Source organism: Kitasatospora sp. MAP12-44 (genome assembly GCF_029892095.1).
Taxonomy (GTDB): domain Bacteria; phylum Actinomycetota; class Actinomycetes; order Streptomycetales; family Streptomycetaceae; genus Kitasatospora.
In genome coordinates, this window is the sequence record NZ_JARZAE010000004.1 from 1131996 (window position 1) to 1146833 (window position 14838).

Below are 14838 nucleotides of genomic sequence, written 5' to 3' on the forward strand. Positions count from 1 at the left end.
CCACGCCCACCGCTGGAGGAGGACCACCATGCGGCTCTACCTGCTCGCCCTCAACCCGACCGACTCGGTCACCCAGGGCTTCCTGCCGGCCGCGGCCCGGCTCGGCCTCGATGTCACCGTCCTGACCGACCAGGTCGCCGCGCACCGCAGCGCCTACGCCGAACTGCCCTCCCCACCCGAGGTACTGGCCTGCGAGGTACGGGACTTCCGAGAGGTGGTCGGGCTGGTCTCCGGCCACCACCCGCCGGACGCGCTCTTCAGCAACAGCGACCACCTGCAGACCCAGACCGCGCTGGCCGCCGGGTACTTCGGGCTGCCGGCCAAGGACTGGCGGGCGACCCTGCGGGCCAAGAACAAGGCCGAACTGCGCCGCCACCTGGCCGCAACGGGCCAGGACACCGTCTGGTCCACCGAGTTGGCACCCGGCCGGCACCCGGCCACGCTGGCCGACCCGCCCTTCCCCTGCGTCCTCAAGCCGCGCGAGGGGGTGGCCAGCGAGGACGTCGCCCTGGTCGCCGACGCGGCCGAACTGGCCCTGCGCCACCAGGAGATCAGCCGCCGCAGGCCCGGCGCAACGCTGGTCGTCGAGGAGTTCCTGACCGGCGACCTGCACACCCTGGAGACGCTCGGCGACGGGCGGCGCCGCCAGGCGCTCGGTGGCTTCCGCACCCGGCTCTCACCGCCGCCGCACTTCATCGAGGAGGTACTGGAGTTCGTCCCCGCCTACCCGCCGGCCGTGCTGGATCAGGTGCTCGACCAACTGGACGCGCTCGGTGTGGGCCTGGGCGCCTGCCACACCGAGTTCGTCCTTCAGGCGGACGGCCGGGTGCGCCTGATCGAGGTCAACTACCGTGCCATCGGCGACCAGTGCGATCTGATGCTGGCCGAGATCCTGCAGATCCCGTTCTTCGAGCACGTGCTCGCCGCCCATCTCGGCCGGCCGCTGCCCGACTTCACACCGCGCACCGACCGCCGGGCCCGCAACGAGGCGGTCTGCGCCGACCGCGCCGGCACCCTGACGGCCGCGCCGGGCCCGTTCGACGCCGAGACCGCCGGCAGACGGCTGGCCTACCGCCCGCTGCGCCCGGTCGGCGAACGGCACGAGCGCTACCGCACCAACCGGGACTACCTGGGCGTGGTCTGGGCGATCGGCCCGGACCAAGCCCAAGTCGACTTCGCGGTAGCCGACTTCATCGCTGCCCACAGCTGGGAGATCACCCCGTGACCCCCCACGACGCGTTGGCACTGCGGGTGCTCGGCGCCCTGCTCCGCGAGGACGTACTCGGCCTGCGCACCCGCAGCACCCCCGTGGATCGGGCGGACGGCCGCTGGCTGCGCCTGGACGCCCGGCCGACAGCCGTCTTCGCGCTGGCGGTGGCCCCCGACGGCTTCCAGTGCGAGTACGCCGTGCGGCGCCCGCTGCTGGAGGTGGACGGAGTCCAACTGACCGACCTGGACGCCATGCTGGCCGCGCTGGCAACAGCGGCCGACCCGGCCGACCGGCCCGGCCACCTCGCCTTCGCCGAGGAGTGCCGGCAGACCCTGGCCACCATGCTGCTGCACGAGGGGCACCAGCCCGACGTGCACGAGCAGTTGGCCAAGCGCTACGGCTCGGACCCCGCCGACTGGACGGGTCTGGGCGACAGCCTCGCCTTCGACACCCTGGCCGCCTTCCTCGATCACCCGGTCTACCCGACCGCGCGCGGCCGATCCGGCCTGACCGACGACCAAGTGGTAGGCTACACACCCGAGTTCCACCCGTCCTTCGAACTACGCTGGCTCGCCGTACCGCAGGGTGCGCTGACCGTTCACGGCGACGCGCCGCTACCCGACTGGTGGCCGACCCCCGCCACCCTGGGCCTGAGCCGGCTCGGCGGCGACCACCTCACCATCCCCGTCCACCCCTTGTCGGTCGGCACGCCGCTCACCCAGGCCCTGGCGCAGGCGGGCCTGACAGGCAGGGCGGTGCTCGCCGAGCGCCCGTACCTGGAGGTCGTCCCGACGCTCTCCACCCGCACCGTCGCAGTGGCCGCGGACCCCGCCGTCCACCTCAAACTCCCCCTGGCCACCGCCACATTGGGCCTGCGCAACCGCCGCACCATCAAGCCCGGCACGCTGCGCGACGGCGCGGCCGGACAGCGGCTGCTGGCCGCGGTGATCGAGCGCGAACCCCGCTTCCGGCCCAGCATCCTGCTGGCCGACGAGCAGTGCTACGCGCACGCCGACCACGAACTCCTGGCGGTCCTGGCCCGGCGCCAACCGGCCTGCCTGGCAGACTCGGTGACGCTTCCGCTGGCCGCGCTGGCCGCCCCCGCACCGTCCGGCCGGCTGGTCCTCGACCACCTCGCCGACCGGTTCCACGCGGGCGATCCGATCGCCCTCTACGACGACCTGCTCACCCTGCTGCTCGACTGGCAGACCACCCTCTTCGGCTACGGGATCGCGCTGGAGTCGCACCAGCAGAACACCTCCCTGGTGCTCGACCGGCACGAGGGCCGCACCCGCATGCGACTGCTCTACAAGGACAACGACGGCCTACGCGTCCACACTCCGCGCGCGCTCGCCAGGCTGGGCCAACAGTCCCTGGCAGTGCAGGAGTTCGACGACGCGCGGATCTTCGGCACGGAAGACCGGGCGCTCACCGACCTGTTCGCCACCATCACCGGCCACCTGTGCACCGCCTCGCTCGCCTTCGCGCTGGCCGAGCCCGGCCGGTCACCGCTTGAGCACACCCTGGGCCTGCTGCGCGCCCGGCTGACCGAGGCACTGGACCGGCTCGGCCCGGCCGGCGACCCACTGCGCGCCGCACTGCTGACCGCCGACCGGCTGCCGGTCAAGGCGATGGTCACCGCCGGCACACTGCTCAGCAAGGAGCGTTCGGGCGCGACCGACGTCAACAAGCACTACACCACCGGACCCAACTACCTGCTCATGAGCGGCACATGAGGACCGCTACCGCACTGGCGCCGGCGCTACCCCGCTCGGCGGGCCTGGAGCGCAGCCAGGTGCACGCCGTCGCGGCCTGCTACTTCGTCGCCTCCTTCGCCGCGCTCGGCCTGCCGCCCTACCTGACGGCGATCCTGCCCGGGCTCGGCGACCCGCACGGCTCGTGGGCCGGACTGCTCTACATCATGCCCACGGTCTTCAGCGCGCTGGGCGCACCGCTCTGGGGCCGACTGGCCGACCGCTTCGGCCGCAAGCGCCTGCTGCTGCGCGCCCAACTCGGGCTCAGCGTCTCGTTCCTGCTCGCCGGAGCGGCCGGCAGCCTGTGGTCCTTCGCGCTCGCGCTGGTCCTGCAGGGCTTCCTCGGCGGCACCTTCGCCGCAACCAACGGCTACCTGGCCGCCGCGCTCGAAGGCCCGCGACTCTCCAAGGCACTCACCCTGATGCAGGGCAGCGCCCGGGCCTCGCTGGTGGCCGCGCCGATCCTGGTCGGCGCGCTCTCCCCCTGGATATCCCCGCACCGCCAGTACCTGCTGATGGCCGTGCTCCCGCTCGCCGCAGCCGCCCTGCTGGCCCGGCTGCCCGAACCGGGCCGCCCCCTCGACGCCGCCCCGCGCAGCGACGCGGCGCCCACCACACCAGCAGTCGCTCCCGTCCCGATCTCCCTACGCCCGCTCTACCTCTACGAGTTCGCATTCGTCTTCGCCACCATCATCTCCTTCCCCTATCTGATCGCGCTGGTCGACCAGCGCCTGCCGGGGGTCGACCCGACCGTCTCCGGCCTGCTCTTCGCCTTGCCGCACCTGTGCTACCTGCTCTTCGCCTCGCGCGTGCACAGCGCCTTCGCGCACCGGCCGCACACCGGTCTCGCGCTCGGCTTCGCGCTCGTCGCGGCAGGCCTGGCCGGGCACGGCCCGGCGCACTCGCTGGCCGCGTTCGTGCTGGCCCGCGCGGTGCTCGGCGCGGGTCTCACGCTCGGCCTGGTCTGCCTGTCGGTGCTGGCCGCCGACGCGGCCCGCGGCCGACCGCCCGGCCGGATGTTCGGCACCCTCGAACTCATCTCCAAGGGCGGCGCGGTGGCCGCCGGCGTGGTCGCCATGCTGGTCAACGCCGGCTACGGCGCGGCCGCACCCGTCCTGGTCGGCACCGCCGCCGCGCTGGTCACCGCGCTGGTCACCGCACTGGCCACCACCGTCCCCCGTCTGCTCGCCCACTCCCGTTGGAGCCGCTGATGTCCGCTCTCCCGCTGCCCGCGCCCCGCGAACTGCCCACCCCTGACGAGGCGGTGGCGCACACCCTGCTCAACTGCCTGCTGCGCGAGGTCTCCGGGCCCGAGCGCCAGACGGCCGTCACGGCCGGTCGGCTGCTGATCCGGCTGCCCCGGCGCGGGGTGCTGCTGCGGGTGGCGCTGCGCCGCACCTCGCTGCTCGGCGCACACCGCTTCCGCGGCCCGGTCTACGAGGAAGTCGCGGACGGCTGGCGCGAGTTGGACTGGCGCGAGCTGGCCGAGCACGCCCAGGGCGAGCTGACGCTGCGCACCGGGGTGGGCAACAAGGAGTTCCTGGCCCAGCTGGCCTCCAGCCACCAGGGCATCGCGACCGCGCTGGCCGGCCGTCCGGCACCCGGCGCCGAGCGCTATCTGGAGTCCGAGCAGGCGCTGCTGCTCGGCCACCGCTTCCACCCCGCGCCCAAGTCCCGCTCGGCCGGCCCGGAGGCCTGGGCCGCTTACGCGCCGGAGGCCCGGGCCGTCTTCGCACTGCGCTACCTCGCGGTGCGCGAGCACCTGCTCGCCGAACAGAGCACCGACCCGGCCGCCACCGCCCTGCTGGACGGCCTCCTGAGCAGCAGCGAACTCCCGCCCGGCTACCGCCTGTTGCCCGCGCACCCATGGCAGTACGAGCTGCTGCGCGACAACCCCGCCCTGCTGGCCGCGATCGAGCGCGGCGACGTGCTCGACCTGGGCACCGGCGGACCGCGGTTCGCCGCCACCGCCTCCGTCCGCACCCTGCACGGCGCGGGCGCCTTCCTCAAGTTCAGCCTGAATGTGCGGATCACCAACTGCCTGCGCAAGAACGCCGCTTACGAGCTCACCGGCGCCGTCGAGCTGACCCGCCTCCTCGAGCCCGCGCTCGCCGATCTGGCCGAGCGCTTCCCGGCAGCCGCGATGCTGCGCGAGCCGGCCTTCCGCACCCTGGCCCTGCCGGGCCCGGACGGCACCCCGGACACCACGCTCTTCGAGGGCTTCGGCCTGATCGTCCGCGAGGACCTGACGGCCCGGCTGCGCCCGGGGCTCACCCCGCTGCTGGCAGCCGCCGTCGCCGACGAGTACCCGACCAGCTCCGCGCACATCTCCCGGCTGCTGGCGGGCGCCGGCCCGCAGGAGCTGCTCGGCTGGTGGGCGGGCTACCTGCGGCTGCTCCTGCCGCCGGTGCTGGCCGCCTACTTCGACCACGGCGTGGTGCTGGAGCCGCACCTGCAGAACGTGCTGATCGGAGTGGACGCCGCCGGCCGGCCGGCCCAGGTGCTCTTCCGCGACCTGGAGGGCACCAAGCTCGTCCCGGAGCGCAACGCCGCGCTGCTGGCCCAGTTGCCGCCCGAGGTGGCCGGCCCGATCGGCTACGACGCGCAGCGCGGCTGGGACCGGGTGGTCTACTGCCTGCTGGTCAACCACGTCTCCGAGCTGCTGGCCGCCCTCGCCGACCAGGCCCCGCAGCTCGAAGCGGAGCTCTGGGAGCTGGTCCGCTCGACCCTGCAGGGCTACGCCGACGAGCACGGCTGCCCGCCGCGGCTCAGCGCGCTGCTCGCGGGCGTGCCACTGCCGGCCAAGGCCAACCTGCTGACCCGCTGGGAACGCAAGGCCGACCGCGAGGCCGACTACGTCCGACTGCCCTCGCCGTTCGCCACCGACGTGCCCGCCCAGGCCCCCCGCACCCCCGCGCCGGGACGGCTGCACAGCCGGATCGCCGCCCCCGCCCACCTGCCCACCCGCACCCCCGCGCGGAGCACCCAGATCGCCCGGAGCACCCGGAGCGCCCGGTGAACCCCACCCCCGCCGTCCTGGCCCGCGCCCGGGCGCTGGCCCCCGACGCCCTGCCCGCCTACCTCTACGACCTCGCGGCACTGAGCCGCCACGCGGCCGCCGTACGGGCGGCGCTGCCCGAGCGGGTCGAGCTGTACTACGCCGCCAAGGCCAACCCGGCGCCGCCGCTACTGAGCGCCCTGCATAACGCGGTGGACGGCTACGAGGTCTCCTCCGGAGGCGAGTTGGCCCATGTCGCGGCCGCCGTCCCGGGCGCCCGGCTGGCCTTCGGCGGCCCGGGCAAGACAGCCGAGGAGATGACCGTCGCGCTGCGCCTGGGCGTGCACCGCTGGCACCTGGAGAGCGAGCAGGAACTGCACCGGCTGGCGGCCCTGTTGGCACCGACCCCCGACGTGGTGGTCGACGTGCTGCTGCGGGTCAACCTGCCGATCGGCTCGGGCGCGCTGGACGGCGTCGCGCTGGCGATGGGCGGTCGGCCCACACCGTTCGGCCTGGACCCCGAACAGGTCGAGCGCTGCGCCCGGCTGCTCGCCGAGCCGCGCTTTCGCCAACTGCGGCTGCGCGGCGTGCACGCCCACCTGGCGAGCGGCCTGGACGCCCCCGAGCAGCTCGCCGTGGCGGCCCGGATCATCGACTGGGCCGCCGAACTGACGAATCGTCACCAGATTGCCAAACCCGAGGTCAACGTCGGCGGCGGGATGGCCGTCGACTACGCGGACCCGTCCGCGCGCTTCGACTGGTCCGCGTTCGGCGCGGGCCTGGCCGGACTGCTGGAGCGCCACCCCGGCCTGCGGCTGCGGATCGAACCGGGCCGCGCCCTGAGCGCGTACTGCGGCTGGTACGCGACGGAGGTGCTGGAGGTGAAGCACAGCCACGGCGAGGAGTTCGCGGTGGTCCGCGGCGGCACCCACCACCTGCGCACCCCCGCCACCCGCGGGCACGACCAGCCCTTCGCCGTCCTGCCGGTCGACGCCTGGCCGCACCCCTGGCCCCGCCCGCGGGTGCGCAGCGGCCGGGCCACCCTGGCCGGCCAGCTCTGCACGCCCAAGGACGTCCTCGCGCACCGCGCCCCGGTGGCCGCCCTGCGCGCGGGCGACCGGGTGGTCTTCCACCTGGCCGGCGCGTACGCCTGGAACATCTCGCACCACGACTTCCTGATGCACCCCCACCCGGGCTTCCACTACCTGGACCGGCCCGAGTGACGACAGAGCCCCCGGCGCACCGAGCGCCGGGGGCTCTGTCGTCACTGACCGAGGGCTACGCGCGCCCGGCCGCCCGCTGGGTGCGACGGGAGAGCGAGTCGATCACCACGGCCGCCAGCAGCACCGCGCCGGTGACGATGAACTGGATCGCGTTGCTCAGCCCCTGGATGTTCATGCCCGACTGGATCGAGCCGATCACCAGCGCACCGAGCAGCGCCGACCAGGTCTTGCCGCGCCCGCCGAAGAGGCTGGTGCCGCCGATGACGGCCGCCGCGATGCTGTTCATCAGCAGGTTGCCGCCGCCGGAGGTCTGACTGGCCGACTGGATCTGCGCAGCCAGGAAGAGACCGCCGACCGCCGCCATGGTCGAGCAGATCATGAAGACCGAGATCCGGGTCCAGGAGACGTTGATACCGGCTCGCCGGGCGCCCTCGATATTGCCGCCCAGCGCGAAGATCCGCCGCCCGTAGGTGGTGCGGCGCAGCACGAAGTCCAGCACCACGATGAAGATCAGGAAGACCAGCAGCGCCAGCGGCAGGCCCTTGTACTGGTTGAGCGTGTACGCCACCACGAAGGAGACCGCCGCGAGCAGCACGGTGCGCACCGCGATGTCGGCCGGCGGCCGGAACGGCACGCCCGCGCGCCGGCGCCGGTTGGCGTCGAAGAGCATCGATCCGAGGAAGAGCAGCACACCGACCGCGGCCAGCCCGTAGGCCGCGATCTGCTGCCCGTAGATGGTGCTGTAGAGCCGCGAGACGATGTCGTGGCCGGAGAGGTTGACCGTGCCGTTGGCGCCCAGGATCTGCAGCATCACGCCGTTCCAGGCCAGGTTTCCGGCCAGGGTGACCACGAAGGCCGGCACGCCGACCTTGGCGAAGAACAGGCCCTGGATCAGACCGACCACCGCGCCGCCGACCAGCGCCGCCAGCAGCGCGACCCACTGGTTGACGCCGTGCGTGACCTCCAGCACCGCGTAGATCGCCGCGCACAGGCCGCTGACCGAGCCGACCGAGAGGTCGATCTCGCCCAGCAGCAGCACGAAGACGACACCGATCGCGATCATGCCGGTGCCGACGATCTGCTGCGAGAGGTTGGAGAGGTTCTGCGCCGACAGGAAGCTGCTGTTCAGGCTGCCGAAGACGGCCCAGATGACGATCAGCGCGAGCACCACGGGCAACGAGCCCAGCTCGCCGCTGCCGATCCGGCGGCGGAACTCGCCCAGGTAGCCGGCCACGCCGTGCTCGCGGACGATCAGCCGCGGGTCGACGACCGGCGCCGCCCCCGGCGCCACCGGGACGGGGGCGTTGACGCCGCCGGTGGACATGTGGTCCTCGGGCAGGTCGGCGCGGTGGAACCCGTCGTCCCCCGGGGTGTTGTGGTCGCTGCTCACTCGTTGCCCTCCGTGCCACGGGCCTGACGGCGGGTCACGGCGTTGTCCGTGGCGCCGGTGATGGCGGAGATGATCTCTTCCTGGCTGGTCGAGCGCCGGTCGAAGACGCCGTTGTTGCGGCCCAGGCGCAGCACCGCGACCTGGTCCGCGACGGCCATCACGTCGGCCATGTTGTGGCTGATCAGGATCACCCCGAGGCCCCGGTCGCGCAACCGCTCCACCAGGTCGAGGACCTGCGCGGTCTGCTCCACGCCGAGGGCCGCGGTGGGTTCGTCGAGGATGACGACCTTGGGCTCGCCGATCAGCGAGCGGGCGATGGCGACGGTCTGCCGCTGCCCGCCGGAGAGCGAGGCCATCGGGATCCGCACGCTGGGGATCCGGATCGAGAGCGTGCTGAGCAGCTCCCGCGAGCGCTTCTCCATCTCGACCTCGTCGAGCACGCCGAAGCGCCGGATCTCCCGGCCGAGGAAGAGGTTGCCCACCACGTCCAGGTTGTCGCAGAGCGCCAGGTCCTGGTAGACGGTGGCGATGCCGAGCTGCTGGGCGTCCTGCGGCCGGTGGATGGCCACCGGCCGCCCCATCCACTCGATGACGCCCTCGTCCGGTTGGTTCACCCCGGCGACCGACTTGACCAGCGTGGACTTGCCGGCGCCGTTGTCGCCCACCAGGGCGACCACCTGGCCCGCCGGGACCTCCAACTCGATGTCGGTGAGCGCCTGGACGGCACCGAACCGCTTGGAGATCCCGCGCAGTGCCAGGACCGGCCCGGCTGCCGTGGATGGGACTGTCACGGGTACCAACTCCCTTGTCCGACCGGGGGAACGGACTACTGAGGGGGAACGGACTACTGAAGGCCGGCGGCGGTGCAGGCCGAGGCGTACTGCGGCGTGCAGATCTCGGCCACCGTGTAGAGGCCGTCGGCGACCACCGTGGTCTTGATGTTGTCCTTGGTCAGCACGATCGGGGTGATCAGCTCCGAGGGCACCGACTGCCCGCTGCCGCTGGTCGCGGTGGTCGGCGTCGCGGAGGCGGGCACCGGCTGGCCCTGGGCCAGCGCGACCGCCATCGTCCCGGCGGTGTCGGCCTCCGGCTTGTACGGCTTGTAGATGGACATCGTCTGGGTGTCCACCAGGATCCGCTGCACCGCGTCCAGCTGGGCGTCCTGCCCAGTCAGCGGCACCTTCAGGTTCGCCGCGCTCAGCGCGGTGGCGATGCCGGCCGCCATGCCGTCGTTGGCGGAGTAGACGCCCACCACGTTGGGCCCGCCGATCGCGGTGATACCCGCGGCGGCCTCCTGGTTGGCGTTGTTGGGGTCCCAGTTCGGGGTGTCGTACTCCTTGCCGATGGTGAGCTTGCCGTCGATCGCGCTGTGCGCGCCCTGCTTGAACTGCGCGGCGTTCGGGTCGGTCGGCGAGCCATTGATCATGATGATCTTGCCGGTGGAGGCCTTGCTGCCGACCGCGGCCACCAGCGCCGACCCCTGCAGCTCGCCGACCTTGACGTTGTCGAACGAGACATAGGCGTCCACCGGCCCCTGCGCCAGCCGGTCGTAGGCGACCACCTTGACGCCCGCGTCATGCGCCTTCTGCACGGAGGACTGGATCGCCTTGGCGTCCACCGCGTCCACGATCAGCACCTTGTCGCCCTTGGTCAGGGCGGTGTCCACCTGGGTCTGCTGGGTGGTCGCGTCCTGGTTCGCGTTGTAGTAGTCGATCTGCGCGTTCGGGTCCAGGGACTTGATCTGCGCCTCGATCAGCGGCTTGTCGAACTGCTCGTAGCGGGTGGTCTTGGTCTCCGGCAGCAGCAGCCCGATCTTGATCGCCGCGGTGGACGATCCGCCCGAGGCGGTCGAGCCGCCGGAGGAGGACTGCTTCGCGCTGCTGCACGAGGCGGTGACGAGGGCGAGGGAAACCACCGTGGCCGCGATGGCGGCACGAGAAAGGCCGAGCTTCAAGGGAACGCCTCCAGACGTCGGGCCCCCCGGGCTCCGAGTCTCTGACGCCCCGTCGGTTCCTGCCACCGGTGCTCGGCCGAATGTGCGTGCCGGTCCCCCGCAGCCCTCGGCGCCCGGCCGAGCAGCCGGGCGCCGAGGGTTGACCGGGCATTAGACCGGTCGGTCTTACTCCGGCCCGCGCAGCAGGTTCAGCCGGCGCTGGTACTCCTCGTCGTCGATCTCCCCCCGGGCGTAGCGCTCACTGAGGATCCGAGCCGCGTCGGGCCCTCTGCGGCCCGCGTCGGGCGGCGACCAGTGCATCGGGGAGGAGCCGGAATTCGCCTGGCGGGCGCCCTGGCGCCGGTAGACGAGCGCGATCAGCACGACGATGGCGATCAGGAGCAGGACGCCGAGCGCCAGCAGGCCGAAGCCCCAGCCTCCCCAGCCGCCCATCAAGCCGGCATGGTGGTGGAATCGCACGAACATGGCGCGCCGCCTCCTCGAAGTCCACTGCGGGGGCGGGCACGTCTCCGCAGCACCTCCAGTGTGCTCCGGGGCTCTGACCGGCGACGCTCAGCCGGATGAGAAGTTCGTGAACCCTGTGTTCTATGCCTCGCCCGCGTGCCAGCGCGGCCACTCTCCCGGGCGGTCGGCCCAGTGGACCTGGTGCGGGTCGTCGAGGTCGATGCCGGGGAAGAGCTGCTTGAGGCGCGGCTCGAACTCCTCGGGAGCCAGCGGCTCCCATCCCACCCCCTTCAGGTGCACAAGGCGGTAGCGGCTGTCCGTGCGGAACTCCGCGACCTCGACCAGGACGTCGCGCGGGCTGCTGGTGCTGTTCATGCAGCCAAGCCTGTGGCGAGCCGCCCCGCCCTGCACGTTCTGCGTCCGTACGGAGCAGCGGCCGGTGTCCAGCGGCGGGCACCCCGACCAGAGGAACACCCGCAGCTTCGGTGCGATGATCGGAGAAATGAACGGCGTGCGGCCGCACGCCGCCCGCCGAGCTCGGCAGGAGGGACGATGGCCCAGGACGAGCCGCGGACTCCCGCCCCGACCGTGCTCGGCGATCAGGAGGCACAGGCCCTGCTGGCGGCGCTCGGCACCGCGGAGCTGGCGGCCGGGCTGCTCCCGATGCTCGGTGACTACCACCTGGTCCGCCAGATCCTGGACCGGGCGAGCCTGGGCATCGCCGTCCTCGACCCCGAACTGCGCTACCGCTACGTCAACCGGACGCTGGCCGAGATCAACGGCGTGGCCGCCGCCGACCACCTCGGCAAGTGCCTGGAGGACGTCGTCCCCGGCATAGACGTGGCGGCCGCCGAGACGGCGCTGCGCTCGGTACTGGCCGACGGCGAGCCGCGGGTGCACACCGTCGAAGGCACCACCGCCTCCGGCCCGGCCACCGAACCGCGCTGGTGGCACAACGCCTACCACCGCCTCGAGGGCCCCGACGGCGAGGTGGTGGGCGTGGTGGCGATGGTCCTGGAGATCACCGAGGACCGCCGGATCCGCCAGGCGCTCGCCCGCGCCAGCACCCGGCTGGCGCTGCTCGACGAGGCGGCCACCCGGATCGGCACCACTCTGGACGTGGACCAGACCTGCAAGGAGCTGACCCGCCTGCTGGTGCCGCGGCTGGCCGACCTCGCCGTCGTCGACGTCCTGGAGACGGACGGACCACCGGCCGGCGCCCGCCCGCCCGCCCCGCTGCGGATGCGCCGGCTGGCGCTGAGCACCACCGGCGCGATGGTCAAGGCGGGCCGGCAAATCGGCGGGCCGGGCTTCCAGTTCACCGCGCAGCCCTCCGCCGCCGCGGCGCGCTGCCTGGCCGAGCAGCAGCCGGTGCTGTTCAACTTCCCCACCGACGAGGAGCTGCGCCAGGGCATCTCGGACGCCGCCCGGGCGGCCCGCTACCGCCGCCTCGGCCTGCACTCGGCGGTCTTCGTGCCGCTCACCGCGCGCGGCCAGGTGGTGGGCGTGGTCGTCCTGGTACGGGCCGGCGACTCCCCCGGCTTCACCCCCGACGAGGTGGAGCTGGTCGCCGAGCTGGCCCGGCGCGCCGCCGCCAGCATCAGCAACGCGCAGCGCTACGCCCACGAACACGAGACCGCGCTGGCCCTGCAGCGCGCCCTGCTCGCCGAGCCGATGACCCCGCACCCGGACGTCGAGTGCGCCAGCCGCTATCTGCCGGCCGGCGCCAGCGCCGAGGTGGGCGGCGACTGGTACGACACGGTGGCCCTGCCCGGCGGCTCGACCCTGCTGGTGGTGGGCGACGTGATGGGCCACGGCCTGGACGCCGCGGCGACCATGAGCGAGTACCGCACGCTGCTGCGCGCGCTGGCCCTGCAGGGACGCCGGCCGGACGAGATCCTGCGCGAGGCCGAGCGGATCGTCGAGGCGCTGGAGGTGGAGCGGGTGGCCACCTGCCTGCTGGTGCTGATCGACCCCGCCGCCGGAACCTCCTCCTTCGCCAGCGCCGGCCACCTGCCGCCGCTCCAGCTGGAGCCGGGCCGGGCCGGTCGGCTGCTGGACGTGCCGGTCGGCCCGCCGCTGGGGACGGGCTGCGGCGGCTACCTGCAGCTGACCATGCCGTACGCGCCTGGCTCGACCCTGCTGCTGTACACCGACGGCCTGGTCGAGCGGCGCGGCACCGACATCGAGGAGTCACTGGCCGGCTTCGCCGCACTGGCCCTGGACCCGGCCGACCCGCTGGAGCACCTGATCGACACCGCGCTGACCGCCCTGGCGGCCGGCCACGGCGAGGACGACGTCGCCGTCCTCGCCGCCCGGCTGATCAGCCCCGGGTGATCAGCCCCGGGTGAGCTCCACCTCCGGTGCCACCGGCAGCGGCGTGCCGCCGGACCGCCCGCGCGAGCGGTGCGAGAGGCCCAGGTAGACCAGCGCCGCCACGGCGCCCGAGAGCAGGAAGCTCACGTCGATCCCGCCGGTCAGCCCCAGCAGCGGGCCCTGGTAGACGGGCGTGTCGACCGAGCAGAGCCCGACCACCCCGCCCAGCACCCAGGCGACAGTGGCGGGGACGTTCCAGCCCGCGCGGTACCAGTAGATTCCGCCGCGGGTGCGCTGGTTCAGCACCTGCAGCGAGGGCCGGTCGTAGTCGCCCCGGCAGCGCCGGAAGCCGATCAGGGTGATCACCGCCCACGGGGTGCCGATCGCGGTGAGCACCAGCACGAAGGAGGTCACCGCGTCCTGCGCGCTCCAGACGAAGTGGCCGAGGAACACCAGCAGGGTCGCCATCCCGGCCACCACATAGGTGGCCTGCAGGCGGGTGGCGCGCGGCAGGATCGCGTCCAGGTCCAGGCCCATGCTGTAGAGCATCAGACCGGAGTTGCCCGCGCTGCCCATCAGCCCGTTGAGCAGCAGCGGCAGCAGGAACCAGGCCGGTGCGCCGGCCAGCAGCCCGCTCACGTAGTTGTCGCCCGCGCCGGTGGCGACGGCGGTGAAGGTGCCGAACAGCTGCGGGATCAGCAGGCCGAGGAAGAGCCCGCCGCAGGTCGCCCAGAGCACCTTGCGGCTGGAGTGGCGCACCGGCGAGACGTACCGGGTGTAGTCGCCGAGCAGGGTGATGAAGGCGATCGGGCCGCTCAGCCCGGCCGAGACCACGGCCAGCAGCCAGGTCTGCCAGAAGCCGCCCAGCAGGTAGTGGCCGTGCGTGGAGGCGTTGAAGTGCGGCAGGAAGGCGAACAGGCCCAGCACCAGGAGCACCGACATGCTCCACATCAGCCACTTCTCCAGCTTCAGCAGCAGCTGGTAGCCGAAGACCGCGAAGGTCGCGCTGAGCGTGGCCAGCACGGTGTAGGTGACCACGTACGCCGGGCCGTGGGCCGGCAGGCCGATCATCCGGTTCAGCGCGCCGACCACCACGTCGCCGCCCACCCACAGGGCGAGCGCGGTGTAGCCGAGCGAGAGCAGCAGGCCCACCACCGAGCCGATCAGCCGCCCGCGCACCCCGAAGTGCGCACCGCTGCTGGTCGACAGGTTGGTGGCGGTGCGCAGCGAGACCAGCGCCAGCGGCGCGACCAGCACGATGCCCACCGCGGTGCCCAGGATCAGCGAGGTGCAGCTGGCCCAGAAGGAGAGCCCGAAGGAGACCGGGAGCCAGCCGAAGACGACCACGCCGAACGCCAGGTTGGAGCCGATCAGGATGCTCAACACGTCCCGTGGGGTGCTGGTGCGCTCCGCGTCGGGGATGGTGTCGACACCGTGCTGCTCGATGAGGCTGTGGCTTGGACCGTCCGCCGTGGAGCTTTTGTTCATGCGTGCCAGCGTGACGTGCGCACAGGCATGGGCGAAACCAGCCGAATGTCTGATTTACACC

Annotated in this window: 12 protein-coding genes; 6 read left to right on the forward strand and 6 right to left on the reverse strand. The window is 72.9% G+C overall.

The window, feature by feature from the left end:
- Positions 1 to 28 precede the first annotated feature (28 nt).
- From P3T34_RS05795 to P3T34_RS05815, 5 genes are read left to right on the forward strand one after another with little or no spacing between them, the layout of a single operon-like run.
- Positions 29 to 1225, forward strand: a complete 1197-nt coding sequence (locus tag P3T34_RS05795; protein WP_280664904.1) for an ATP-grasp domain-containing protein — start codon at positions 29 to 31, stop codon at positions 1223 to 1225.
- Positions 1222 to 2946, forward strand: a complete 1725-nt coding sequence (locus tag P3T34_RS05800) for an IucA/IucC family protein (RefSeq protein WP_280664905.1) — start codon at positions 1222 to 1224, stop codon at positions 2944 to 2946. Before P3T34_RS05795 ends, P3T34_RS05800 begins: the two co-directional genes overlap by 4 nt.
- The gene (locus P3T34_RS05805) at positions 2943 to 4175 is read left to right on the forward strand and encodes an MFS transporter (RefSeq protein WP_280664906.1); all 1233 of its coding nucleotides are present in this window, start codon (positions 2943 to 2945) and stop codon (positions 4173 to 4175) included. Before P3T34_RS05800 ends, P3T34_RS05805 begins: the two co-directional genes overlap by 4 nt.
- The gene (locus tag P3T34_RS05810) at positions 4175 to 5983 is read left to right on the forward strand and encodes an IucA/IucC family protein (protein WP_280664907.1); all 1809 of its coding nucleotides are present in this window, start codon (positions 4175 to 4177) and stop codon (positions 5981 to 5983) included. The genes P3T34_RS05805 and P3T34_RS05810 overlap by 1 nt, the downstream gene beginning before the upstream one ends.
- Positions 5980 to 7185: a type III PLP-dependent enzyme gene (locus tag P3T34_RS05815; RefSeq protein ID WP_280664908.1), complete on the forward strand. Its 1206-nt coding sequence runs from the start codon at positions 5980 to 5982 to the stop codon at positions 7183 to 7185. Before P3T34_RS05810 ends, P3T34_RS05815 begins: the two co-directional genes overlap by 4 nt.
- A 55-nt stretch (positions 7186 to 7240) precedes the next feature.
- On the opposite strand, the gene P3T34_RS05820 is transcribed toward P3T34_RS05815, so the two are convergent.
- From P3T34_RS05820 to P3T34_RS05840, 5 genes are all read right to left on the reverse strand, one after another.
- Positions 7241 to 8509: a sugar ABC transporter permease gene (locus tag P3T34_RS05820; RefSeq protein ID WP_280671842.1), complete on the reverse strand. Its 1269-nt coding sequence runs from the start codon at positions 8507 to 8509 to the stop codon at positions 7241 to 7243.
- Positions 8510 to 8571: 62 nt separating this feature from the next.
- Positions 8572 to 9366, reverse strand: a complete 795-nt coding sequence (locus tag P3T34_RS05825; protein WP_280664909.1) for an ATP-binding cassette domain-containing protein — start codon at positions 9364 to 9366, stop codon at positions 8572 to 8574.
- Between the two features lie 53 nt (positions 9367 to 9419).
- The gene (locus tag P3T34_RS05830) at positions 9420 to 10529 is read right to left on the reverse strand and encodes a substrate-binding domain-containing protein (protein WP_280664910.1); all 1110 of its coding nucleotides are present in this window, start codon (positions 10527 to 10529) and stop codon (positions 9420 to 9422) included.
- Positions 10530 to 10694: 165 nt separating this feature from the next.
- On the reverse strand, positions 10695 to 10994 hold the full coding sequence (locus tag P3T34_RS05835) for an SHOCT domain-containing protein (protein WP_280664911.1): 300 nt from the start codon (positions 10992 to 10994) through the stop codon (positions 10695 to 10697).
- A gap of 120 nt (positions 10995 to 11114) precedes the next feature.
- Positions 11115 to 11348, reverse strand: coding sequence for a hypothetical protein (locus tag P3T34_RS05840; protein WP_280664912.1), 234 nt, complete (start codon positions 11346 to 11348; stop codon positions 11115 to 11117).
- 177 nt (positions 11349 to 11525) lie between these two features.
- On the opposite strand from P3T34_RS05840, the gene P3T34_RS05845 reads away from it, so the two are divergent.
- Positions 11526 to 13310: a SpoIIE family protein phosphatase gene (locus P3T34_RS05845; protein WP_280664913.1), complete on the forward strand. Its 1785-nt coding sequence runs from the start codon at positions 11526 to 11528 to the stop codon at positions 13308 to 13310.
- On the opposite strand, the gene P3T34_RS05850 is transcribed toward P3T34_RS05845, so the two are convergent.
- Complete coding sequence (locus tag P3T34_RS05850; RefSeq protein ID WP_280664914.1) at positions 13311 to 14777, reverse strand: cytosine permease; 1467 nt, start codon at positions 14775 to 14777, stop codon at positions 13311 to 13313.
- Positions 14778 to 14838: the final 61 nt, after the last annotated feature.